Source organism: Solibacillus sp. FSL K6-1126 (genome assembly GCF_038003445.1).
GTDB lineage: Bacteria > Bacillota > Bacilli > Bacillales_A > Planococcaceae > Solibacillus > Solibacillus silvestris.
Genome location: NZ_JBBOPD010000001.1, coordinates 3,217,982 through 3,241,541, shown reverse-complemented (window position 1 = coordinate 3,241,541; position 23,560 = coordinate 3,217,982). Strand labels below are relative to the sequence as shown.

The 23,560-nt window shown below is 37.9% G+C and carries 24 protein-coding genes; 14 read left to right on the top strand and 10 right to left on the bottom strand.

Translation table 11 applies throughout. The features are described 5' to 3' along the window. The first annotated feature begins 27 nt into the window (after window positions 1-27). Complete coding sequence (locus MHH44_RS16205) at window positions 28-273, top strand: hypothetical protein (RefSeq protein WP_340799025.1); 246 nt, start codon at window positions 28-30, stop codon at window positions 271-273. A gap of 97 nt (window positions 274-370) precedes the next feature. Here MHH44_RS16205 and MHH44_RS16200 read toward each other — a convergent pair whose 3' ends face one another. Continuing rightward, complete coding sequence (locus tag MHH44_RS16200; protein WP_008406009.1) at window positions 371-850, bottom strand: hypothetical protein; 480 nt, start codon at window positions 848-850, stop codon at window positions 371-373. Window positions 851-1,115: 265 nt separating this feature from the next. On the opposite strand from MHH44_RS16200, the gene MHH44_RS16195 reads away from it, so the two are divergent. The 4 genes from MHH44_RS16195 to MHH44_RS16180 all read left to right on the top strand — a co-directional run bounded on the left by MHH44_RS16195 (window position 1,116) and on the right by MHH44_RS16180 (window position 4,661). Beyond that, window positions 1,116-1,589, top strand: coding sequence for a Fe-S oxidoreductase (locus tag MHH44_RS16195; RefSeq protein ID WP_008406007.1), 474 nt, complete (start codon window positions 1,116-1,118; stop codon window positions 1,587-1,589). Between the two features lie 278 nt (window positions 1,590-1,867). After that, entirely contained in the window at window positions 1,868-3,196 is a 1,329-nt protein-coding gene (locus MHH44_RS16190; protein ID WP_008406006.1) for a hemolysin family protein, read from the top strand. Between the two features lie 56 nt (window positions 3,197-3,252). Further along, a complete protein-coding gene (locus MHH44_RS16185) occupies window positions 3,253-4,320 on the top strand; it encodes a hemolysin family protein (protein ID WP_039966902.1) in 1,068 nt (355 codons plus the stop codon). Window positions 4,321-4,502: 182 nt separating this feature from the next. Further along, complete coding sequence (locus MHH44_RS16180; RefSeq protein ID WP_008406002.1) at window positions 4,503-4,661, top strand: hypothetical protein; 159 nt, start codon at window positions 4,503-4,505, stop codon at window positions 4,659-4,661. A gap of 42 nt (window positions 4,662-4,703) precedes the next feature. On the opposite strand, the gene MHH44_RS16175 is transcribed toward MHH44_RS16180, so the two are convergent. Next, window positions 4,704-4,904: a hypothetical protein gene (locus MHH44_RS16175; RefSeq protein ID WP_008405995.1), complete on the bottom strand. Its 201-nt coding sequence runs from the start codon at window positions 4,902-4,904 to the stop codon at window positions 4,704-4,706. Window positions 4,905-5,075: 171 nt separating this feature from the next. Between MHH44_RS16175 and MHH44_RS16170 the strand changes: the two genes are divergently transcribed. Together MHH44_RS16170 and sstT are read left to right on the top strand one after the other, a co-directional pair. Next, complete coding sequence (locus MHH44_RS16170; RefSeq protein ID WP_065216913.1) at window positions 5,076-6,014, top strand: bile acid:sodium symporter family protein; 939 nt, start codon at window positions 5,076-5,078, stop codon at window positions 6,012-6,014. Between the two features lie 214 nt (window positions 6,015-6,228). Beyond that, a complete protein-coding gene (sstT, locus tag MHH44_RS16165; protein ID WP_065216914.1) occupies window positions 6,229-7,440 on the top strand; it encodes a serine/threonine transporter SstT in 1,212 nt (403 codons plus the stop codon). 56 nt (window positions 7,441-7,496) lie between these two features. Here sstT and MHH44_RS16160 read toward each other — a convergent pair whose 3' ends face one another. Then, the gene (locus MHH44_RS16160; protein WP_065216915.1) at window positions 7,497-8,423 is read right to left on the bottom strand and encodes a DUF4003 family protein; all 927 of its coding nucleotides are present in this window, start codon (window positions 8,421-8,423) and stop codon (window positions 7,497-7,499) included. A 176-nt stretch (window positions 8,424-8,599) separates the two neighbouring features. Between MHH44_RS16160 and MHH44_RS16155 the strand changes: the two genes are divergently transcribed. The 5 genes from MHH44_RS16155 (at window position 8,600) to MHH44_RS16135 (ending at window position 15,264) form a co-directional block, all read left to right on the top strand. Further along, a complete protein-coding gene (locus MHH44_RS16155; RefSeq protein WP_340799024.1) occupies window positions 8,600-9,814 on the top strand; it encodes a carboxylate--amine ligase in 1,215 nt (404 codons plus the stop codon). 107 nt (window positions 9,815-9,921) lie between these two features. Further along, window positions 9,922-10,359, top strand: a complete 438-nt coding sequence (locus MHH44_RS16150; RefSeq protein ID WP_008405990.1) for an SACOL1771 family peroxiredoxin — start codon at window positions 9,922-9,924, stop codon at window positions 10,357-10,359. Between the two features lie 13 nt (window positions 10,360-10,372). Then, window positions 10,373-12,370, top strand: coding sequence for an ABC1 kinase family protein (locus MHH44_RS16145; RefSeq protein ID WP_014823015.1), 1,998 nt, complete (start codon window positions 10,373-10,375; stop codon window positions 12,368-12,370). Window positions 12,371-12,832: 462 nt separating this feature from the next. After that, complete coding sequence (hutH, locus tag MHH44_RS16140; RefSeq protein ID WP_340799023.1) at window positions 12,833-14,317, top strand: histidine ammonia-lyase; 1,485 nt, start codon at window positions 12,833-12,835, stop codon at window positions 14,315-14,317. A gap of 68 nt (window positions 14,318-14,385) precedes the next feature. Then, on the top strand, window positions 14,386-15,264 hold the full coding sequence (locus MHH44_RS16135) for a 5'-3' exonuclease (protein ID WP_340799022.1): 879 nt from the start codon (window positions 14,386-14,388) through the stop codon (window positions 15,262-15,264). 38 nt (window positions 15,265-15,302) lie between these two features. Here the strand turns inward: MHH44_RS16135 and MHH44_RS16130 are convergent, their stop codons facing one another. From MHH44_RS16130 to MHH44_RS16115, 4 genes are all read right to left on the bottom strand, one after another. After that, on the bottom strand, window positions 15,303-16,436 hold the full coding sequence (locus MHH44_RS16130) for a Ger(x)C family spore germination protein (protein WP_340799021.1): 1,134 nt from the start codon (window positions 16,434-16,436) through the stop codon (window positions 15,303-15,305). After that, window positions 16,433-17,860 carry a spore germination protein gene (locus tag MHH44_RS16125; RefSeq protein WP_340799020.1) on the bottom strand — a complete coding sequence of 476 codons (1,428 nt, stop codon included), beginning with the start codon at window positions 17,858-17,860 and terminating at the stop codon, window positions 16,433-16,435. The genes MHH44_RS16130 and MHH44_RS16125 overlap by 4 nt, the downstream gene beginning before the upstream one ends. Continuing rightward, complete coding sequence (locus tag MHH44_RS16120; RefSeq protein ID WP_340799019.1) at window positions 17,853-18,944, bottom strand: endospore germination permease; 1,092 nt, start codon at window positions 18,942-18,944, stop codon at window positions 17,853-17,855. The genes MHH44_RS16125 and MHH44_RS16120 overlap by 8 nt, the downstream gene beginning before the upstream one ends. Before the next feature lie 85 nt (window positions 18,945-19,029). Then, window positions 19,030-19,557, bottom strand: coding sequence for a C39 family peptidase (locus MHH44_RS16115; RefSeq protein WP_340799017.1), 528 nt, complete (start codon window positions 19,555-19,557; stop codon window positions 19,030-19,032). A 148-nt stretch (window positions 19,558-19,705) separates the two neighbouring features. Between MHH44_RS16115 and MHH44_RS16110 the strand changes: the two genes are divergently transcribed. Then, on the top strand, window positions 19,706-20,212 hold the full coding sequence (locus tag MHH44_RS16110; RefSeq protein WP_340799524.1) for a sigma-70 family RNA polymerase sigma factor: 507 nt from the start codon (window positions 19,706-19,708) through the stop codon (window positions 20,210-20,212). Beyond that, window positions 20,181-21,113, top strand: a complete 933-nt coding sequence (locus MHH44_RS16105; protein WP_061550146.1) for a hypothetical protein — start codon at window positions 20,181-20,183, stop codon at window positions 21,111-21,113. Before MHH44_RS16110 ends, MHH44_RS16105 begins: the two co-directional genes overlap by 32 nt. Window positions 21,114-21,164: 51 nt before the next feature. On the opposite strand, the gene MHH44_RS16100 is transcribed toward MHH44_RS16105, so the two are convergent. The 3 genes from MHH44_RS16100 to MHH44_RS16090 form a co-directional block, all read right to left on the bottom strand. Further along, window positions 21,165-21,776: an NAD(P)-dependent oxidoreductase gene (locus MHH44_RS16100; RefSeq protein WP_008408701.1), complete on the bottom strand. Its 612-nt coding sequence runs from the start codon at window positions 21,774-21,776 to the stop codon at window positions 21,165-21,167. A 2-nt stretch (window positions 21,777-21,778) separates the two neighbouring features. After that, the gene (locus tag MHH44_RS16095; RefSeq protein WP_340799016.1) at window positions 21,779-22,972 is read right to left on the bottom strand and encodes an MFS transporter; all 1,194 of its coding nucleotides are present in this window, start codon (window positions 22,970-22,972) and stop codon (window positions 21,779-21,781) included. Between the two features lie 139 nt (window positions 22,973-23,111). Beyond that, entirely contained in the window at window positions 23,112-23,429 is a 318-nt protein-coding gene (locus MHH44_RS16090; RefSeq protein ID WP_008408698.1) for a thioredoxin family protein, read from the bottom strand. Window positions 23,430-23,560: the final 131 nt, after the last annotated feature.

Below are 23,560 nucleotides of genomic sequence, written 5' to 3'. Positions count from 1 at the left end.
CGGTTAGCGAAGCAATGGCATATATCGTTGTCATTGCTTTTTCTGTTGCATATAGATTTAAAATATTTAGCAAACCCGCTCATTATGGGAATTGAGCGAGGTTTTACTAAGGAAGTCTATTTTAGTACGTTAAAAATTTTACCTATTATGTGGATTATCGTCGTATTGCTTGTACGTTTAGTAGCGGGTCCTCTAGTAGGTAAAATTATGCCTAAATTTGTTGGTCAAACAGACGGCTTCAATGGCAAGCTTTGCAATGAGAAAATTACATGAAAATCAAACTGCAAAAGAAGCAGCCCAACAATAAGTAAAAGCTCTTATGACGTAGTATGAATACTACCGCATAAGAGCTTTTGTATTTACCTTTAGCCTAGAAACATTGGAAAGTCAGGATTGAGTTACGGTTTACTGAACTGTATACCCAACCGAAACGTCCCCATCTAAAGCCTAAAATGATATTGCTCGTAACAAAAGTCGGGAAAAACCAGAAACTATTTCCGTTTCGTTGCCAAATGAACGTATTACGATAAATACAACGTCTTATACCACTGGAACCTTGCTGTGACTGGCTAGCGGATAGTTGTTGCATTTGGGGAGTAAAAGTAGGGGGCGGACCCATTGGCATTGGGGTATTACCGCCAGGACCTCCACCAGGACTGCCAGGGAAGCCACCTGGACCACCACCTGGGAATCCCGGTGCTCCACCAGGGAATCCTGGGCCACCAGGGAACCCACCTGGTCCTCCTGGGAAACCTCCCGGGCCTTGGCCGGGTGGGGCTGGGAAAAACTGTTGTTGAAATGGTTGTCCTGCAGGGCTCTCATCAAAGCGTTCAAACGGATTTTGATACAACAAGCATACCTTCTTTCTTAAGTATTCTTTGTAATGTATGTAAATGTGGATAAACGCCAATAGGAATTCGCCTAATACGAGTCAAAATACCGTAGTGTTCATAATTTTCGCCCAGAAATTTAGTTCCATTAATATGTTTTATTGCAAATTGAATTAGGGGGAAGTGTTAACAAATGGACAATTATTTAAAGTAAGGTTGAAGATTTGAAAATTGTTTGAAAGTAAACTAAAATTCACTATGAAGATGTAAAAGAGAAGGGAATTTATGATGAAAAAATATTTGTTCGCTATAATCTTATTGTTGTTGGCAGGTTGTAGTAATGGAGAAAATACAGAAGTTAAATTTACCGAAAAACAGGCAGTACCATTTGAAATTATTAAGTATGATGAAAAAATTGCACCGATTTACGAGACGCTCGTACCGCATATTGCTTATGCAAATACGCAAGGACAGTTTGAATCCTTGCAAGCTCGCTTTGATGTAGACAATTTCACGCTTGATATGGATAAATATATGGCCGTATTTATAGTTACTTACTCGGGTAGCTGTGGTACTTCAGTCGATAATGTTTACAAACACGGTAATTACTTGGCAGTTCAATTAATCGACAATGTGGGACAAAAATGTGAAGATGAAGGCGTCCCTCATACATTCGTTCTCCAAGTGGAGAAAGACGAATATGAAAAAGTTCAATTATATAACGGCGAAATTTTAAAATCTTCAATGGATGTAGAATAAATTTATTAAAAGTTTTCAGCTTTGATTATTCAAAGTCGAAAGCTTTTTTTTATAGTTCTATATTTATTGGGCACAATTTATTGTGATTTGATAAAAAAAACTATATAATTTTTATAAACTATAACGTGATGGTTTTGAGGGCAATAATTCTTCTATAAGAATTAGTAACTTCACCATTATAGTTAGCATGTTCAATAGGATAGTTGGGTACATATCAGAAAGACCGAATTACTATTAAATTATTTTTGGAGGTGAATCCCTCACGCTGAGGGAAGTAATTGGACGTAAACACCATATTAAACATCATTTTATTAATTATTTTTTTAGGTTTAACTGGATTTTTTGTTGCAGCTGAATTTGCTGTTGTTAAAATTCGTAAATCCCGTATTGACCAATTGATTTTGGAAGGCAATAAGAAAGCAGTCATTGCAAAAAAAGTAGCAGGAGACCTAGATTATTATTTATCTGCCTGTCAGCTTGGTATTACCATTACAGCAATCGGTTTAGGAGCGTTTACGAAGCCGTATGTAAAAGAACTGCTATATCCTGTATTTGACTGGTTAAATGTTTCGGATGTTGTAGCTTCGGCTGCTTCTTATGTAATTGCACTAGCTATTGTAAGTTATTTGCACGTAGTAATTGGCGAAATGGCGCCAAAAACGTTAGCGATTCAGTTTTCCGAGAAAGTAACTTTAATGCTTGCAGGACCACTTTATTGGTTCGGTAAAATTATGTATCCGTTTATTCAGGCATTAAATGGAACATCTCGGTTACTATTACGTGCAGTTGGTGTTAAATCAGCAAGTGAAGAGCAGGCCTATTCTGAAGAAGAACTGAAAATTATTATGGCACAGAGTTTCCAGGGTGGACAAATTGACCAACAAGAACTGAAATATTTAGAAAATGTATTTGCTTTTGATGAGCGTGTTGCAAAAGATATTATGGTGCCTCGAACAGACTTAGTTACAATCGACAAAGATATGAGCGCCGAAGAGATTATCCAAATTTTAGATGAACATAACTATACACGTTATCCGATTGTTGAAAATAATGATAAAGACCGCATTATTGGTGTGATTAATGCAAACAAGCTTCTTAGCTATATCGTTTCAAATCGAACAGTACAGCTCGAGCAGTTTTTAACAAAAGTACCATTTGTTTTAGGTGTGACTAGTATCCAAGATGCACTATTAAAAATGCAAAAGGCGAAAGTGCATATGACGGTCATTATCGATGAATATGGCGGTACAGCCGGAGTATTAACGATGGAAGACGTTTTGGAAGAGCTGGTTGGAGAGATTCGGGATGAATTTGACGAGGATGAAGTAGATGATATCCGTAAGTCAGGAGAAAACGAATATACGATTAATGGTCGTGTACTGCTCGATGAACTGGAAGATCGCTTCGGTTTTGAGTTTGAGGACAGTGAAGAGATAGATACAATTGGCGGCTGGATTCAGCATACGAACATCGATTCAATCAAAAACGGTGAAGAGCTTCAAATCGGTGATGAAATTAAATTCGACGACCATATTTGGGTCATTTCGGATATGGACAATTATCAAATTAAAGAAGTTGTATTAAGACAATATAAACTTCAGCAGTAAATGATCGATACTTTATATGTCTTGGAGGTGAATCCCTCATATTTCGGGGGAATTAATTGGACAGTATTATAATGATAAATTTAATTTTAATTGCAGTATTTATTTTGTTAACAGCCTTTTTCGTTGGAGCAGAATTCTCAATTTTAAAAGTACGTATGTCACGAATCGATCAGCTGATCGCAGAGGGCAATAAAAAAGCCGTCACGGCAAAAAAGGTAACACAGGATTTGGATTATTATTTGTCAGCCTGTCAGCTTGGAATTACGATTACAGCGTTAATTCTTGGTGCACTCGGGGAACCGACCGTAGAGAAAATGCTTGAGCCTGTTTTTGACTACTTCAGCATTCCAGCGGCGGTTGCAACAGCCCTTTCTTATGTTATTGCATTATCGGTTGTTACTTTTTTACACGTAGTACTTGGCGAATTAATGCCAAAGACATTGGCTATCCAATATGCAGAAAAAATGACACTATTATTGGCACCGCCACTTTATTGGTTCGGTAAAATTACAGGACCGATTATCTCGATATTAAACGGTTCTGCTCGTGGGCTGCTCAAAATCTTTGGTGTCAAACCGGCTGGTCACGATACAGTTTACTCGGAAGAAGAGCTTAAAATGATTGTGACGCAAAGTTATGAAGGGGGAGAAATCAACCAGACAGAGCTTGCCTATCTAGAAAATATCTTTGCTTTTGATACACGGAAATTACGGGAAGTAATGATTCCGCGCAATGAAATAATTACAATCGAAAAAACGTATACATTAGAGCAAATTCTTGCTGTTATTGACGAGTACGAATTTACGCGTTATCCGGTCATTGATCGCAGTAAAAATACAGCAGCCTTTATCGGTTTCATTAACTCGAAGGAAATGCTGACAGATATAGCTGCGGGACGGAAGAATAATTTCAGTACGTATATTCGTGAGATTCCCCGTTATAAGGAAACAGTAGCGATAAAAGACGTGTTTTTAAAAATGCAGCAATCGCGCAACCATATGGCGATTGTTACAGATGAAAAAGGTGTCACAATCGGTCTTGTGACAATGGAAGATATATTGTCAGAAATTGTTGGAGAAATTGAAGATGAAGACGATGGGGAAATTATCGTTCCCTCAACATAAAGTGAAACTCCAATTGGTTGGGGTATTTTTCATCCCCACGGTCCGTTAATGCGGGATAAGAAAAGGTCGTAAATGATGGACATATTGTTAATTATTTGCGGCTTTTTTTAGTATTATCGAAAGTTGAGCTAATAGATTATAAGGGCAAATGTCACTATAATTAAAGCAAGGAGCTGTTGAAAATGCAATGTGGTGCAAAATGCTTTTTAGTGGAAATTGAGCATAATGGCGAAAAAAAACAAGTTCAAGTGAAAGCAAAATCATCCGTACGTGCGAGAAAAACAGTACGTATTCAATTTGAAGAAGCCGTTAACATCCTATCCGTAAAGGAAGAAAAATAAAAATGAGCAACCAACAATACGGTTGCTCATTTTTCATTTGTTTTACTTATTCTGCTTTTCCAACTTTATTTGTTTAACTAAATGTACAATTAACATAATGATTCCGACTGTACAAAATAGCAGACTGACGATAAATAAAACAAGCCATGAAGTAATGCTCCAGTTAGTTGTGAAAAAGATAGAACTGATTAATAAAAGTATCCCGACAAACAAGACAAGATAGCCCTTTTTAGATAATGACAATGCAATAACCTCCTTAAATACCTATCATAAAAATACCATAATCTTTGCAAACTTATCTATTTAAACGGTTGCTTTACTAAATTGATGGTTGAATTTCATTCTGGTCCGGACGTAATCCGCTTATGATACAATTCGGTAAGGAATATAAATTCAAGAAAAGAGGCACAATGCATGGTTCAATTGCTCAATCAATTTATTCAAAAGTGGATGCCGGTATTAACACCCCTCAGTTTAGTCATCGGTGTGCTGCTCGAAAAAATCGGAACACATTTTCTTTTTCTAGTCCCGGTATTATTTGCCGTGATGACATTCATCAGCAGCTTGAATCTAAAATTTCGCGATATAAAAGTGTTTAAACAATACCCTAAAACGATTTTATTTGTCATCGCTTTTCTACATATTCTCATGCCTTTATGGGCGTTCTTTCTGGCGGAACTCATATTCGATGACCGCTTATTAACGATTGGATTTCTAATATCCGTTGCCGTACCAACAGGGGTTACGAGCGTCATTTGGGTGACGATCAGTAAAGGAAACTTGCCTTTATCTCTCGCCATTATATTGATTGATACTCTGCTTGCTCCGATCCTTATGCCATTAATTTTGCATTTAGTTGTCGGGGAATCGATATCACTAAATACATCAGCACTTATTTTTGATCTTATTTGGATGATTGTTTTACCGTCTATATTGGGTATCCTTGTAAACGAATGGACGAAAGGGAAGTTATTCGAACAATATGGAAAACCAATGTCTTTAGTTTCAAAGCTCTGTTTATTCGGCATTATTATGATTAATAGTAGTGTAATTGCACCTTATGTAAAAACGATTGACTTGGAGCTTGCGAAAGTTATTGCTGTTGTCCTGTTTTTGGCAGTTTCTGGCTATGTATTCTCCCTTGTACTTGGTCGGCTGTTATGGAAATCAGAGGCTGATCAGGCGACATTTGTTTTTAATGGAGGAATGCGGAATATTGCGGTAGGGGTCGTTATCGCTACCACATATTTTCCGTCAAAAGTAGCGATGCCGGTCGTTTTCGGGATGTTATTCCAGCAAGTTTTAGCTTCAATATTTTATAAAATAATCCAAAAAAATTCTGAAGCAGTTTAAAGTTACTTCTTAACATTGTACTGTGGAAAAATACAGTTGTGTTATTTAGTCGCACATTGTATTATTGGTCTATAGTAAATTATTAAATTTTGAAGTGTTATATAGAAAAGTAGCTTCAGCCGGAGAATTTTGTAGTGCATTGATCAGATCCAATCACTTACTCGTTCTCAAACATCCAGAAGCAATGTAACATCTTAGAATAGCGGGGGAAATTATGAAAAGATTGTTCGAAAAATGGAACAGCATTAACTTAGTAAACCGTATTATTATTGGTATAATTATTGGTGTTATTTTAGCACTGACGATACCGGAAGCGGTGAGTGGTATTACCATTCTAGGAACTCTATTCGTTTCAGCCTTAAAAGCAGTTGCACCGATTTTGGTGTTCGTGCTTGTTATTAATGCGATTGCTTCACATGCTGGCGGCAAAGCAACAAATATGAAAATGATTCTAGCTTTATACGGAGTTGCGACATTCGCGGCAGGATTTGTTGCCGTCATTGCAAGCTTTATTTTCCCGACAGTATTAACATTAAAAACAGAAGCACAGGATGTGGCTCCGCCTAGCGGGATACTAGAAGTGTTTGAAACATTATTATTCAATATCGTGACAAACCCGGTAAGTGCAATTATGAACGCAAATTATCTCGGCATTTTAGCTTGGGCAGTTGTTTTAGGGATTGCTTTAAAAGCTGCGAATGATTCAACAAAAAGTGTTATGGCGAATTTTTCGGATGCGATTACAAAAGTTGTGCAATGGATTATTAACTTAGCGCCATTCGGTATTTTAGGAATAGTATTTGAAGCGATTTCAACGACAGGCCTTTCAGCATTAGGGGAATATGCTCGTCTAATTCTGATCTTAGTAGGAACAATGTTCTTTGTAGCGCTCGTTGTAAATCCACTTATTGTATATACAGTAGCACGCAGAAATCCGTATCCGCTTATTTTTACATCTATAAAAGAGAGCGGAATTACAGCCTTTTTCACACGTAGTTCAGCGGCTAATATTCCAGTCAATATGGCATTGGCAGAGAAGCTGAAATTAAATAAAGATACATATGCTGTATCGATACCTTTAGGTGCAACAATAAATATGGGCGGGGCTGCGATTACAATTTCCGTACTGACAATGGCAGCTGCTCATACATTAGGTATCGAAGTTGATTTCCTGACTGCGGTCATCTTAATGGTAATGGCTGCAGTATCGGCTGCTGGTGCTTCCGGTGTTGCAGGCGGGTCGCTATTACTGATTCCGTTAGCATGTAGCCTATTTGGGATTTCAGATGATATTGCGATGCAAGTCGTGGCAATTGGTTTTATCATCGGTGTAGTCCAGGATTCTTGTGAAACAGCATTGAATTCTTCAACGGACATCGTATTTACGGCAGCTGCTGAATATGCAAAAGAACGTAAACAAAATTAATAAAACTGTGCTGAATGGAGTCTCTTCCGGTTCAGCACAGTTTTTTTATTTTTCTTTCAGTCAGCACCGCCAGCAGGAAGGTCGCTTTCATAACGACCAGAATTTGAATGCTCTGCAGCAGAGAAAATAATTGTGGAGAAATCTACATCATATGAGGGTAAGTCACCGATAGATTCAGTCGATGTGTAAATTTGAGTGGCTACCAGCAATGAGTTAAACTGGCTTCGATCCACCTTTAAAAAGCGGCAAATTTCTTCATGCATATCATGTAGTGCCGGGAATTGGTGCACTTCGAACTTCGCAAGCGAGAGCAGGGCAATCGTATTGTAATGGTACGGTGTAAGTTTTTTTTCTGTTTTTCTAATAAAAGTCGTCAGCTCTTTTAATCGGGCAAAGGTTTCATTATGAAAATCCCCTGTTCCGATTGTTAAAATGACAGCTGTATTTGTCGTGTCCTTTGTTCGTTCATATCCGATAGACACAAGCGCCTGATAATACTTTTCCACACTATTTGCCAATACTTTAGTATCTTCCACACGCCCGGCAAGCATCGTACTAGTGGAAAGTTTTAAAGGCGCATATTTTACGCTTTGTTTGTCCATTAAATCTGTAATTAACAGACCGATTCGCTCGATATGTTCTTCCGAGTTTAAATAGGCAGCCGCTATATAGCTGTCTTCATGGCGGCTAAACTGCTTCGTCAATAATTTATGGAGATTTATAACCTCACCGATTTTTTCAGGTTCATTTGCATAATGAACATAATATGTATTAATAATCTGAGTATTAACGCGAGCAAAGTTATACCATTTTGTATTGTTTTTAATTTGTTGACGCACGCTTTCATAATCCTCATAGTTAAATACAATATTGCGGACAGTCAGTTTTAGTGCAAGGTCAATATAAAAATATTTTGCATCTGCCCCAAAATATAAAACGATTTTATCAATGTTTGTGAAGAATAATTGTAATTGAGCATTCATCCCGATCACCTCTTACTTAATACGTACGTTTTAAACGAGGAGAAGTTTCATTAAAATATTCGGGAAATAATAAAAACCATTTACAAAATACAGCATAAATCGATAGAGTATTGTATGATAAATAAGTGATAAATCAAATAAGAATACCGTTGAACAGATTGAGAGGAAGTATAGTAATGACTCGACAACCATTTTTACCGATTATTGTCGGTACTGATATTAATGCATACAACATGGCGATATCTTTCCATGAAGAATATAAGATCCGTCCGATTGTAGTAGGGAAAGGTGTTTTACCTTTTACGAACTTAAGTAATATTCCACGTGCAATTGAGTATGACAAAAAACTTGGTGAACCAGACCAGTTTGCCAAAATTTTAATTAGCGTAGCGAAAAAATATGAAAAAGAAGCAGAAAAACTGATTCTAATCGGCACAAATGATTTATACGTCCGTTTAATTATTGAAAACAGCGCGATTTTAAGAGATTACTTTGTGTTTAACTATATCGACGAAACGTTAATGAATGACTTACAGATTAAATCCAATTTCTATAAACTTTGCGAACAATATGGAATCGATATTCCGACGACGGTATTTTATGATTGCAAAAATGATGGTCAATTCGAAACCGAGATGATGTATCCGGTTATTATTAAACCGAGTAACGGGATTGAGTATAGCCGTCATCCATTTGAAGGACAGGCGAAAGTTTTCAAAGTAGAAAACAAAGAAGAAGTCCAACAAGTGATCGATATGATTAAAAACAGCGGCTACCAGGAAGAACTCATTATTCAGGATTATATTCCCGGTGACGATACAGCAATGTGGGATTCGGTTGTTTATGTCAATTTAAAAGGCGAAACACAGCTCGTATCGTTTGCACAAGTTGTCCTTCAGGAACATACGAAAACGGCGATTGGCAATTACACGGCGCTTATTTCCCGTTATAACGAAGAAGTAATGACGAAACTGCGCGGCTTTTTGGAAGCGGTCGGCTATCGTGGCTACGGAAACTTTGATTTAAAATATGATGAGCGTGACGGGAAGTTTAAAGTGTTTGAAGTAAATATTCGACAAGGCCGTTCAAGTTATTATATTAATGCAATGGGTCATAATTTGGCGCGCAACTTTGTTGAAGATCTAATTTACGATATTCCGAAACCATGCTCGTATTTAAAAGGGGATGTGCTGTTTTCAGTCGTGCCGAAAATTGTATTAAAAAAATTCGTTTACGATGAAGCGGTGAAAAAGGATATTCGCCGATTGATTCTGGAAAAGAAAATTGTGAATCCGTTGTTCTATAAACAGGACAAGCATTTTAAACGTAAAATCTACATGTTCATCCGTCAGGTTAACTACTATAAAAAATATAAACAAAACGTATGGTAAACATCAGCCGATTAACAGGAGCTTTCTGTTAGTCGGCTGTTTTCATTAGCTGAACATCCTAAGGGAAAAATGTTATAGTTAAAGAAAATTGAAAAGAGTGAATAGTAATGACGGTACATACTTTTACATTAACGATTGACTGGCCAGGGGGACGAAATTCGGTTGGTGACTTAAAAACCGAACGATTGCAGACGCAAATTTCGATTCCGCCTGAAATGGATGGACCTGGTATTGGGACAAATCCGGATGAAATGCTGCTCGGTGCTGCAGCAACCTGTTACTTAATTACACTGGCGGCAATGCTTGAACGAAGCCAAATTGATGCAAAGCTGAATTTGAAATCAGAAGGGCTTGTTGATGTGACAAATGGTGTTTTTACTTATAAAGCGATCCATCACTATGTCGACATTGACTTGCAAAATAAGGAAGATGAACGTGCCCGTCGTATAGCGGAGCGCTATGCATATAAGGCAGAGGAAACTTGTATGATTAGTAAAGCGTTAAAAGGGAATGTAGAAGTGCATACACATTTAACTTTGACCTAAAGGGGCGATTTGAATGGATTTCATATCAGCTATACTTCAATTACTTATTGCATCCGTGCTTGTTTTCTTCATTAGCGGCCGTTTAATCGGCTCACAAATAAGTCTGATGAAAAGAATATTATCCGTGTTAATTAGTGTTTCCCTTACGACATTTGTATTTTGGTATACATATTTACGAGGATCGGACTATTATGACCAAGGAATCGTTTCGAATGTAGTCAACATTACAACACTTATCTGGCTCGGCAGTATGCTTCTGATTTCGATGCTGCTTTATCTGTTTTTTGAGCTGTTTGATTCGATAGAATTGAATGAAAATGGCACTCCTGTCGGCAGACGTTCCTATTTTAAGACACTTATTACGTATTGGAAGCGTCAAAAGCGGTTACGCGAAGTTGTAGGAATCGCGGTAACGAACGGGGTAACAAGAACGATGAAATATGCCCGTGCCCGTGAAGATGAACGGGAACTGGCAAAAGCATTACGGGATACGCTGGAACAGTGCGGCGGGGTATTTATTAAATTTGGACAAGTACTGTCAACGCGTAAAGAGCTCTTGTCTCCCATCTTTATTGAGGAACTTGAAAAGCTTCAGCAACATGTGAAACCCCTTACCGAGCAGCAAGTTGACCAAATAATTGCAGAAAATTTCAATGCAGGTACGCAACAAATCTTTTCTTATATAAGTAAAACTCCGTTAGCCTCCGCTTCAATCGGTCAAGTACATAAAGCGGTGTTAAAGGAAACGAACGAACCTGTCGTTGTGAAGTTTTTACGGCCTGATGTCAAAAATATTATGCAGGATGATTTATCGATATTAATGGAGTTTGCCAGATGGATCTCCAGTAAATCGCAATGGGCTGAAAACTTAGGCTTTTACGACTTGGCAAAAGGATTCAGCATGGCGTTAAAGGAAGAAATTGATTTTATTATTGAGGCACGCAACATGGAACAGGTTGCCAAAATTGTCGAACGTGGCAGTATCGATGTGAAAGTGCCGAAAGTATACCGGGAATGCAGTAATTCAAATGTTGTGGTGATGGAATATATAAAAGGGAAATCCGTTACAGTAGGAAATGCATTATTTACGGATTTGAGCATTGACCGCCATCAGTTTGCACAAACTTTATTGTATTCGTTTTTAGAGCAAACACTTATTTCCGGAATTTTTCATGCGGATCCACATCCGGGAAACATTTATATTGAGGAAACAACCGGGCGTGTCGCAATTCTCGATTATGGGGCTGTCGGCCGTTTAGCTGAATTGCAGCAGGAAGGGTTAAAATATTTCCTAGTCGGAATTCATCAAAATGATGCAGCACTTGTTGTTGATGGTATTGCCCAGCTTGTGGAAAATGCCGAACAAATCAATCGGCATGAAATGGAGCAGGCGATTAGTCAAATCCTGTTGAAAATTAATTATGTGTCGACAATCCCTACAGATGAACTAATGTACTCTATCTTTTCTGTAGTGCGTGAATTTGGACTCCATTTTTACCCATCCGTCAATGTGGCTTTACGGGCGATTGTTACATTGGATGGTACATTGTCTGTGATTTGCCCAGGCTTTAGGATTTTCAGTGAAGTAAAAGACTTCTCCAATGATTATTTGAAATCAAGCTTATTGAAACCGTTCAAACATCCGGGCGAGACGAAAGACTTAATTGAAGAAGAACTCGCATTGTTATTACCGAATATACGGAAAATACCGCGTCGTCTTGATCAGCTGTTCAGGAAAGTGGAGAGCGGGAAAATTATTTTGCATCATGATATTTTTTCGGATAAAGCGAATTCCATGTTTGTCACTCAGCTGTTTTCACGGTTTGTTCTGCTGATGGTTGGGATTACATTTGGGATTATATCGGTGGCATTGCTCGCAATCTCGCAATTTATTCATAATGCCTATGCAATTTATTTGAATACTGCTGCGTATTTAGGCTTGTTTTTATGTGCGATTTTGCTCGTGCGATTATCGATTCAAGCAATCCGAGATATGAAGCGAACAAAGTAGAGGCTTAAAATAATCCAAAATGCCATTTTTCTTCTTAAGGAAAATGGCATTTTTTGCTGTGCGTAAAAATTGATTTCCATTCCTGGACGCTTTCCATGGGCACGGCCTGAGCCTGTAGTCTTTAGGCGTCGTGCTATTCCCGTAGGAGTCGCCCTCCATTCCAATCAATTTTATTATATCGCCCATTTCTCACTAAGAGTTTTATTTTTCAATTAAATTACAACTGCTTTCTAAGCTTTTTATCCTTCTTCGCTTTAGTACTTTACTATAATAAAATACTAAATCACTAGAAGGCTAATGTATTAGTAGGTGAACAAGTTTTTAGAAATAAAACGCACAAAGCCTTTAATACAGGCGTTTTCAACTGAACTATAATTTTAAGGGTGAAATATTAGTAGCAATTAACTGCTATTTAAACAATAATAAATTTAAGAGTAACAATATTTAAAAGGGGTGCGGGAAATGATTCAGTTGAACGGACAAAATTTATCGATCGAACAATTGGGAAACATTTTATATAATGGGGAAAAAATAGAGATAGCTGAAGAAGCGAAGTTACGAGTTGTTAAAAGCCGTGAAGCAGTGGAAAGAATTGTTCAGCAGGATAAAACGGTATATGGGATTAACACGGGATTTGGAAAGTTCAGCGATGTAAAAATTGCAGAGCACGAAGTAAGCAAACTGCAAGTAAATTTAATTCGTTCCCATGCATGCGGGTTTGGGGAGCCTTTTTCGGAGCATGTTGCAAAAGCGATGATGGTGCTAAGATTAAATGCTTTATTAAAAGGGCTATCGGGTATTCGACTGGAAGTGCTGGAACGCTTGTTATGGATGATTAATGAAGAGGTCATTCCAGTTATTCCACAGCAAGGTTCACTCGGGGCATCCGGAGATTTAGCGCCACTTTCTCATTTAGTATTGGCGGTTATTGGAGAAGGCGATGTATATGTGAATGGTGTCATGCGCCCGTCACATGAAGTATTCGAACGTCGGGGACTGCCGAAAATTGAGCTGCAGGCGAAAGAAGGTCTTGCTTTAATCAATGGAACCCAGGCGATGACTGCACAAGGGGTCGTCAATTACTTGGAAGCGGAGAAACTGGCTTATGCGAGTGAATGGATTGCAGCAATGACGATGGAAAGTTTATACGGGATTATCGATGCCTTTCATCCAGCTGTCCATGAAGCGCGAGGCATGCAGGAACAAATGGCTGTTGCAGAGCGTATGCGTGATTGGCTGAAGGACAGTAAGCTCATTACACATCAAGGCGAAAAGCGGGTGCAGGACCCGTATTCGCTTCGCTGCATCCCGCAAATTCATGGAGCAAGCTGGCAAGTATTGAACTATGTCAAAGAAAAGCTCGAAATCGAAATGAATGCGGCAACAGACAATCCGCTCATTTTCGATGACGGCGGTTTAGTTATTTCAGGAGGAAACTTCCATGGACAGCCGATTGCGTTTGCGATGGACTTTCTGAAAATCGGTATGGCGGAGTTGGCCAATGTATCAGAACGACGGATTGAACGATTAGTAAACCCGCAGTTAAATGAAGGGCTGCCTGCATTTTTAAGCGCGAATCCAGGGCTTGAATCAGGAGCAATGATTTTGCAGTATAGTGCCGCAAGTTTAGTATCGGAAAACAAAACTTTGGCACATCCTGCTTCGGTCGACTCCATTCCATCCTCTGCAAATCAGGAAGACCATGTATCAATGGGGACGACAGGATCTCGCCATGCGCGGATGATTATTGCCAATGTAAGAAATGTATTGGCAATTGAGGCATTTTGTGCAGCACAGGCAGTGGAATACCGGGGTGTAGCAAACATGTCGCCAAAACTTTATGATAAGTGGAAAGACATTCGCAACATAGCGCCTGCCATGACAGAGGATCGTATTTTCAGCAAGGACGTAAATCATATTATTGACTACTTGAAACCGAATGGGTAAGTATTGACAGCTACATTCTACCGGTGCATTTGTTATAATAAGTGTTTAGTAGAAAGAGGAGATTTATTATGACAAAACCACATTTATTAATCGTAGATGGGATGGCGCTATTGTTTCGTTCATTTTTTGCGTCAGCTGCAATGAATCAATTTATACGTTTAGATGACGGGACGCCATCAAATGGTGTTCAAGGCTTTGCCCGGCATGTATTGACAGCACAAAATCTGATGCAACCGACACATATAGCTGTATGCTGGGATATGGGCGCGGTTACATTCCGCAATGACTTATACGATGGCTATAAAGCGAATCGACCTGCACCGCCGGAGGAAATGTTGCCGCAATTTGATATGGCTAAAAGAGTATCTGAAATAATCGGGTGGCAAAACTTTGGTACGCAAGGTCTTGAGGCAGATGATTTAATCGGCTCAATGATTAAAAAATGGAAAGACGATGCCCAAATTACTGTCATTAGTGGAGATAAAGATTTACTGCAATTACTTAACCCTTCGACAAAAATAGCATTTACGAAAAAAGGCTATACAGAGTACGATGTGTATACAGAAAGCCGGTTTGTAGAGGAATATGGCATTGCACCAAAACAATTCGCGGAAGTGAAAGCGTTTATGGGGGACACGAGTGATGGTTATCCGGGTGTAAAAGGGATTGGTCCGAAAACAGCATTACAGCTTATTCAAAATCACGGTTCCATTGATGGCGTATTAGAAGCATTGCCGACATTAAAGCCGGGACAACGCATTAAAATCAGCGAAAATTTAGCAATGTTACGTTTGTCCCATCAATTAGCTACAATCCATTGTGATGTACCGATTGACGTGGAGCTGGATCACTTAGCTTTATCCCCTTATGCTCCGGATTTGTTTAATCATATTGAACAGCAAGGCTATCGCTTAATCGCGAAACATGCTCGTTCGATTTATAAATAAAATGCGAAAGAGGTTGTGCACAGTTGCACAACCTCTTTTTAATGTGAAATGATACGTTCACCTTTGACTTTTACAAGCTCCACATCCACTTTCCGAATAGTAGACTCGTCAAGAGGAATATTTCCATCTTGTTCATACTTTTTCCAGGTTTTCAAATCTTTTCGATACAATACCTCAGCTAACCGGTAAATATCGGCATCAAATTCTAATGAAGCTTTATAGGTTTGCTCGATTTCTTTTTTTACTTGCTGCTTAATCTTATCTTTTAATAAATCCATTTTATTTTCATTAAGAATTTCATTTGTTTGAACAACCAATTGCACTTGTAAATCAAATTGCACATTATTTTCGGAAACAATTGGTGTGATTTTAGAATGCACTTCGTCAACGGTTGTCGTTGTATATAACTCTTCAAACTCTTCCGTTTTAACGGTAACACCTGAGCGGTCTGTTTCATTCTCTAGCCATTGAACACCTTTTAAATCGTCGCCTAATAAGTTCCCTTTTAAACCAGAGTTCTTACCGATAATGCTTATGCCTTTAAATGAATAGACTGGATCCGGTCCATCTTCCTTTGACCAGTTTTCGCTAATTTCGATAAATGGTATTTTGGCTTCATGACTAGGTTCATTCAAATGAATCATAAGTTCCCGTAATTGTATAGGACGGACTCGGGATGACTGATTAAATGAACTGAGCGGGTCGGACACTTTTGATAGGGTAATGGACTTGTTGATTATGGGTGTGATGAGCAAAGCTTCCTTGAGTGGTGAATCTGTAATATAAGCCCAAGTTGTATACCTCCATTCCCTGTATCGAATAAGGGAATTGATAACAGGTTCTACTTTACCTTCCTTTGCGATATTTTCCGAAAAAAGAACATAGTTTAAATGCCCTAAAAAGAAGCGCTCATCCATCGTTTGATATAAATTAAAAAATGCTTCATCAAAAGTCTTTCCTTTGGCAATCCCAACTTCAGCCTGCGTAGCTTCCGGGTTCGGCTGTTCGCTTTTAGCAATATTAGTGAAAGCAACAACTTGACTATAAATTTCATATTCACCATCTTTATAATCGATTCCCAGGCCAAGTAAATAATACATACGTTCAGGCTGATTTGTATCCCAGCAGCCAGCAACTAAAAGTAACAATGGAAGCAAAAGCCATTTTTTCATTTTGTTTTTTCCTTTGTTTTATCTTTATCATTTAATATTTCCGGTCGTTTAGTGTTTGATTTTGCTGGTGGACGGAAAAGGGTCATTTTTATATTATCCCAGCTCAAATTGACAGCTATATTTAAATAAGGAACACCAAATACACGGATATTTGCGATATAAACAAGGCAAATATAGATTGATAAGAAGAAGCCGAAAAGTCCTAAAATCGATGTAATAATAATAAATACAATTCGCATCATGCTGATTGTCGTAACGAAGGACTGATTGACAAGTGTAAAGGTAGCAATTGTTGAAATGGCTATGACAACAATCATTGCCGGACTAGTAATCCCAGCTCGAATGGCTGCATCACCTATAATTAACCCTCCTACAACACTGATCGTCCCACCTAAAACACTCGGTAAGCGTAATCCCGCTTCACGAAATAACTCAAACATAAAAAGCATTCCAAGCATTTCTATAGCTGCAGGCAGTGGGGAGCCCGTATTGGCTTGTACAACTGTCGCAAGTAATTGTATTGGGAGCTGCTCTTGATGAAATGTTGTTAATGCAAGCCAAAAAGCCGGAAGTAAAAGGGCTATTAATATGCAGAATAAACGTAATAACCTTTCTAACGAGCTGAATATGGACGGAAAATCATTATCCTCTCCGGACTTTAATAATGCCAATATATTGGTGGGCGTGATAATTGCGTATGCAATTCCGTCTACTAAAATGATAAAGCGTCCGGTAACGAGTGCTTGCATCGCGAAATCAGGACGACCTGTCGAATCATTTAAAGGAATTAAATAGGAAATTTTATTCAACCGTTCCATTATTAATTCACCACTTAAAATAACATCTGTATCGATTGCAGAGAGTTGTTTTTTTAATTGTTTCAAGATAGATAAATCTGCAATGTCATTAAAATATAAAATAGCGATCTTTGTTTTTGAACGTGCTCCTAACGTTATTTTCTCAACACTTAACGAATTCGTAGGCAGACGTTTGCGGATAAGAGCAATATTTACACCTAAATCTTCAATGAAGTTATCACGTGGACCTTTAATAGTTACTTCTAAGTTTGATTCCTCAGGGCTTCGATTAGGCTTTTTTTCAATATTGCTGCATAACAGTATATTTAAATTCTCGATATAAATAAGAACAAATCCGCTAAATACATTCGTAACAGCTTCTTGCAAATCTTCAATTTTCAGTAGCTGCGGAAGCTGTAATTTCTGCATTAAAACTGCCTCTTCAAATTGTTCCTTTTGATTGCATGCCACTCTTAATCGGGGTACGACTACTTCATTGAATAAATGATTGTCTGTCATCGCTTCACAGGTGATGAGTATGACATTGCTTGCAGGGAAGTCAAATGTTTGAAAGCGAATATCAGCACAATTATCAAATTGCATTTTTAAGGCAGCGTATTCAATCATTATATTCCAACTTTCGCTTTGTTTTTCGATTTACTAATATAAAGAGAATAATTGAAAGTACGAAAAAGAATAACGTAGTACTTATTAGAAAATATTGCCCCTTCCATTTGCTAAATATACTGTCATCGAGTAAATAAAGAGGCAGTGAGCAAAAAACAAAGAGCGGAAAAATATATTCCCAAACTTTCTTCTTTTGACCAGTGAGCCCTAATAGCTCGACTGCAATAAATAATATAAAACCAATACGGACAAATGCTCCTGTAAGCCACTGGTAAATAGAAAAGAAATCAATATGGTTTATAAAGCTTCCGATTGTGGCAATTCGCCATTCTTCAAATGCGGGGTAACGCTGTTTAGCAGCCTCAGTTGGTCCGAATTCGGCAATTGCCCCCAATAAGGGACCTAGTGTTAATCCAAATAGTAAAAAGAGCATGATTAATAAATGCCAAAATTTAAGCTTTGTTTTAAAGTGCTGCTGAATAAATACGAGCAAATAAAGCTCAATAAAGCCGGAAGCAGGGTATACCATAGATGTGAAAACCGGTGTAAATCCATGCTCGAAAAATGGCTGTAGCAATGCATAATCTTTCACTTGAATATTAACAAAAGCGATAAAGAAACCTAGAACTACGACAACAAACAATACGACAACATTGACCATCGTGATTGTTAGTATAGAGGATGTTGCCAGTAAAAAGCATACAACTGTAAAAAAGAAAAACAAAAGCAATGGCGGTGTTTGCAGCAAAAAGGTTGTTGAAACCCATTGTAGTGTTTCATGCATTGTAATAACGGCCATGAGAAGTAAGTAAAAAGCAATGATAAAAATAAGCACTTTACCCAGCTTAGGGTAATTGTTTAGTAAATACATACGAAGTGATTCATCTTTAAGTTTTTTTAATGTGATAAAGGGTAGAACTAACCAGGGAATCATCAAAAATATTGAAAAAATAACAGAAAACCAAGCATCACGACCTGCTCCCTGTAGTAAGGATGGAATAATCGTGACATGGTTTTTTAATCCGATGAATGTCATCGTTAAAAAGATAATATGTAAAAGACTAATAGAGCCAACTGATTTCATAATGTATCCTCGCAGTTTTTTTTACAGTAATAACCAATTAACTTATCATTTATTCAGAAAAAAGAAAACAGCAGTAGCATAGATGCTACTGCTGTTCCTTTTCAATTTTCACAAAGCTTAATATTTTGCGGTTGTCATCATATTTAAAAGTTCGGATCTGGCTGTCACGATTGCGGCTGCCATTATCATGAATCGTTAAGTAAAGTTCGTTGTCTTTTATTTCATAGCCAATTAACGGTACCCAGTGGTATTTATAGAGAGGGGTATAATTTTTTAAGAACTGCCCGGTAAAATACACATCAAATTTCATCGCTACCGGATTACCTAAGCGTAATTGCTCAATCGCCTGAGTTAATGTACATTCTTCGATACACCAGTCTTCTCCGAGTAGTCGACGTAAATTTCTGATCATCCGCCATTTAAAAAGTCCGATTTTTGTACCACCTAAAAATTTATAAAGTTCATTTACATCTTTAGTGCGGATTGTTTCATCTTCACATAAGTAATTCAAAATAACATGTGCAGTCGTTGGGCCGCATGCCGAGTTTTGATATTCAGGCCGGATATCCGAACTATATTGTGACCTGCCATTTACATTTAATAATACTCGCATACTAAAAACCTCCAAATTGTTATAAAGTAGTTTATTACCCACATTCAAAAAAAATAAACATTTAAAGTTGAAACTAAAAATAAAACAGCTCCGTCTAACGGTTGGCATTTGGAGAAGAGGGGGGAAGAAAATGTAGCTTGAAGAATTTATAAGAACACATGGCGAGGAATTACTTCGACTATCCTATACATATGTAAAAAATAAAGAAATGGCAGAAGATATTGTACAGGATGTGCTGTTAAAAGCATATGAGCAGCGTGGACAATTTCGTGGCGATGCGAGTTACCGGACGTATTTATATCGAATGACGATCAATCGTAGTTATGATTATTTACGCAGCTGGAGCTACAAAAATACCATTTTAACAAATAAAATTCAGGATATTTTTAAAGGAACCAAATCTGCAGAGCAATATGTGCTTGAGAGAAGCGAAAATCAATTGCTGGGAAATGTAGTTCTTGAGCTTCCGGTTAAGTACCGTGAAATTATAATTTTATATTACTACAAGGAACTGAAAATCGATGAAATTGCACATTTACTCTCGATTTCGGACAATACCGTGAAAACGAGACTTAGGCGTGGACGTGAAAAGTTAAGAGATCAATTAAAAGGTGGTGAATGGCATGACGAGTTCTCAAGTGAAGCAAGCAATTGATGAAACAATCGGCAGCGAACCGTTGATGAATAAAGCATTTGTACAAAAAGTTCTGGATGGAAAACAGCATCGTAAAAAGCGGATGCCCTTCATGCAGCCTGCCATCGTATTACTATTGCTTTTTGTTGTAGGTGGAATGCTTTACTATATGCCGCAATCGGATGAACAGTTGGCGGTCGATTCGGAAGATGAGAATATGTATTTGGCAAAACCTGAGCATTTAAATGATATGATAGTACAAAATCGTAAGGAAAGCAGAATAATGTATGTGTTTAATAATGGAACACTTCATTACAGGAGTGATACACGCCTTTATTTAGAAAAGCCAAAATCAGAAGATGAAAAACCCTATTCAGGAGAATTAATCGAGGAAACGTATACAAATATTCAAATCAAAACAAAAGATAATCAGTATTTCATTACTGGCGATGACGGCTTTAGCTGGACATTAACCCGTACCGCTCCACGTATTCTTGTAGATGATAAGGGTACTGAATATACAATACCGTTTGCTTTTGAAGATATCCCTCAAATAAGTGATGTTTTGCTGGTGGATGACATTCAATCATTGAAAATTTATAAAATCGGCGGCACTGGGACAAAGGTCTACCTATTAGAAGAAGATATAAATGAAGTAAAAGAATTATTCAGTCAGGCAACAGTGAACGAAGAACACCAAAGAATTGGTTTGGATGTATCTGAGTTAATGATAGAAATCGAATATAAAAATGGAAAGAGAGAAAGGCTGGAGCTATGGTTAAAGGGCGGAGACGAAGAAAGCTATGTGCTGAAAAATGATGTTGAAAAAAATACATGGACAATATTCGAAATCCCAAAAGCGTTGGCTAATCATTTCCGGAAATTAGTCAATAAAATCGAGGAAATCGATAATTCCAAATAAAAAAACGAAAACTACCTCAACCATTTGGAGGTAGTTTTCGTCTGTTTAAATCTAGCTGCATAAACCAATTGATTTGTTTTCGTATTGTGCATCATCCAATGCTTTCAGCATAAAATGGGCCACGCTTGCACGCGGAATCGAGCTTGAACCTTTTGGAACCGTATCGACTGTCTCTTTGTAATCGGTTTTTAACGGTTCATCTTTTAAGCCCATAGGACGTGCGATTGTGTACGTAACATCTTTTGTTTTGTAATAGTTAAGCGCTGCGCGGTGATCCGCTAATGGATTAGCGAGCATTTTCATCATCAGTTTACCCATCACACCCGGAATTTCACCATCCACACCAGCTGAAGCGCAGTACACTAGACGTTTTACGCCGGCCATCTCCATACCGTCTGCAATGTTTTTACCCATCGTTTCAAGCTCATTTGATTTTTTCATGCCAGCACTTGAACCTAAACATGAAATGACCGCATCATGACCTATAATCGCATCCGCCACTTGCTCTGCATTAAATGCATCACCTTGAATAATCGTTACATCTGTAGTTTTCAATTTTTCAGGTGTACGTACAAATGCGGTAACAGTATGACCAGCGGCGACAGCCATTTCAACAAAATGCTGTCCAACGCCACCTGTTGCTCCGAATACAATAATTTTCACGATTAATGACCTCCTTTTAATGCTGCTTTTTGGATCTTAATACCTTTCCACATAAATGTTAGAATGATAGTGAAAATTAATATGATTAATCCTGCGATAAACGGGTATAGGATATCGATGTCATATAACGCGCCTGCAAGAAGAGGGCCCATAATATTGCCTATGCTCATATAGGCATTGTTCATACCCATTGCAAACCCTTGTTCATTCCCGGCCATTTTTGAAATTAATGTCGTTAATACAGGACGCAAAATTGATGTCGCAAGGAATATTAATAACGAAATCGCAAAGAACATCGTATAGCTTCCTGCGATAATCGACAGGAAGAAGCCGGAAGCGGTAACGACTAAAAATAATTTTAATACATTTACTTCCCCGATCGCTTTTACTAGGCGGTCAACTACAAATAATTGCATAATTACACCGACTAATCCTGTTGATGTGACCATGAAGGCAATTTCCTGTGGTGTTGCGCCAAATTTATCATCTACATAAAGTCCAAGAACGGTTTCATAAGACATTAAACCGAAACTCATGATCAGTGTAATAATCAGTGGAATAAAGAATGGCTTTTTAACAGATAAAAGAATATCCTTTACCATTGATGAATTTTCGTCTTGTGGAATTTCGACTTTCTCTTCCTGGCTCTCCGCCAATGTAAAGTATGAAACGACAAACGCAAGCAATCCGACTACTGCCGAAACAAGAAGCGGTGTTTTAAGTCCGAAATCCGCTAAAAAACCTCCGATACCTGGTCCGATTACAATACCGAGTGACATCGAGGCTGAAATAAAACTATTACCTTTTGCACGTTGATCCATTGTTGTTATATCTGCTACATATGCAAAAATCGCAGGGATCAGGAACGCACAGCCAATTCCGCCAATAGCACGTGATAAGTAAAGCAGCCAAATGGAATCAGCAAAGTAGAAAATAAACATCGAAATAGCTAACGTAAGCAGTCCGATATTAATGAGCGGGCGACGACCATACTTATCCGTCCATTTCCCCCCGATAGGTGATACTAAAAATTGTGCGAATGCAAAAATCGCAATGATTAAACCTGCAGCTGTTCCGCCTTGCCCAATTTCTTTTAAATAGGCAGGGATAATTGGAATGATAATCCCGAAACTCCCAACAGCAATAAACATGTTAAGCATAAGTAAAGCGAGTTTTTTTCGTTGATCTGAAGTCATAAATTTTCCTTTCTTACAATAAAATTTCCCGTAATCCATTGTAATTAAAAAACCCCATTATGACTAGCGCTTTAACTTATTAAAATAAACAAAATAAATCCAAAAGCGGTAAACTTTTGGATTTATTCGTAAATACATATTATGCTTGTGCGTTTAAGAATTCTTCTACTTGTGCAGGTGATTTTGCATTAGCGCTATGTAAGTGTGCTAATTTTTCACCATTTTTGAAGATTAGTAATGATGGAATCCCCATTACTTGATATTTCTCCGCTAAATCCGGGAAGTTATCACGGTTGATTGAATACCAGTCATATTGATTGTACTCTTCAATAATTGGATCGATAAACATATCCATACGTGTGCAGTCCGGGCACCAGCCAGCGAAGAATTTTACGATTACTGGTTTTTCCTTGCTTGTTAGTTCTGTGAATTGTTCAATTGTTGTAATTTCTTGCATATTAATCACGCTCCTTACGCCCATTGTACACGATTAGGACAGCTTACGAAAAGTAATTTAACTTAATATATGTACCTTCTAGCAATAAAAATATAAGAATAATAAATTTATTTAAAATTGCGAGAAAATTA

What these genes read in the sequence shown, in the direction of transcription:
- MHH44_RS16195 (WP_008406007.1), top strand. Translation starts at nt 1,116, where the DNA reads ATGATGAAAAAATATTTGTTCGCTATAATCTTATTGTTGTTGGCAGGT.
- MHH44_RS16180 (WP_008406002.1), top strand. Translation starts at nt 4,503, where the DNA reads ATGCAATGTGGTGCAAAATGCTTTTTAGTGGAAATTGAGCATAATGGC.
- MHH44_RS16170 (WP_065216913.1), top strand. Translation starts at nt 5,076, where the DNA reads ATGGTTCAATTGCTCAATCAATTTATTCAAAAGTGGATGCCGGTATTA.
- sstT (WP_065216914.1), top strand. Translation starts at nt 6,229, where the DNA reads ATGAAAAGATTGTTCGAAAAATGGAACAGCATTAACTTAGTAAACCGT.
- MHH44_RS16160 (WP_065216915.1), bottom strand. Translation starts at nt 8,423, where the DNA reads ATGAATGCTCAATTACAATTATTCTTCACAAACATTGATAAAATCGTT.
- MHH44_RS16155 (WP_340799024.1), top strand. Translation starts at nt 8,600, where the DNA reads ATGACTCGACAACCATTTTTACCGATTATTGTCGGTACTGATATTAAT.
- MHH44_RS16150 (WP_008405990.1), top strand. Translation starts at nt 9,922, where the DNA reads ATGACGGTACATACTTTTACATTAACGATTGACTGGCCAGGGGGACGA.
- MHH44_RS16145 (WP_014823015.1), top strand. Translation starts at nt 10,373, where the DNA reads ATGGATTTCATATCAGCTATACTTCAATTACTTATTGCATCCGTGCTT.
- hutH (WP_340799023.1), top strand. Translation starts at nt 12,833, where the DNA reads ATGATTCAGTTGAACGGACAAAATTTATCGATCGAACAATTGGGAAAC.
- MHH44_RS16135 (WP_340799022.1), top strand. Translation starts at nt 14,386, where the DNA reads ATGACAAAACCACATTTATTAATCGTAGATGGGATGGCGCTATTGTTT.
- MHH44_RS16130 (WP_340799021.1), bottom strand. Translation starts at nt 16,436, where the DNA reads ATGAAAAAATGGCTTTTGCTTCCATTGTTACTTTTAGTTGCTGGCTGC.
- MHH44_RS16125 (WP_340799020.1), bottom strand. Translation starts at nt 17,860, where the DNA reads ATGATTGAATACGCTGCCTTAAAAATGCAATTTGATAATTGTGCTGAT.
- MHH44_RS16120 (WP_340799019.1), bottom strand. Translation starts at nt 18,944, where the DNA reads ATGAAATCAGTTGGCTCTATTAGTCTTTTACATATTATCTTTTTAACG.
- MHH44_RS16115 (WP_340799017.1), bottom strand. Translation starts at nt 19,557, where the DNA reads ATGCGAGTATTATTAAATGTAAATGGCAGGTCACAATATAGTTCGGAT.
- MHH44_RS16105 (WP_061550146.1), top strand. Translation starts at nt 20,181, where the DNA reads ATGACGAGTTCTCAAGTGAAGCAAGCAATTGATGAAACAATCGGCAGC.
- MHH44_RS16095 (WP_340799016.1), bottom strand. Translation starts at nt 22,972, where the DNA reads ATGACTTCAGATCAACGAAAAAAACTCGCTTTACTTATGCTTAACATG.
- MHH44_RS16090 (WP_008408698.1), bottom strand. Translation starts at nt 23,429, where the DNA reads ATGCAAGAAATTACAACAATTGAACAATTCACAGAACTAACAAGCAAG.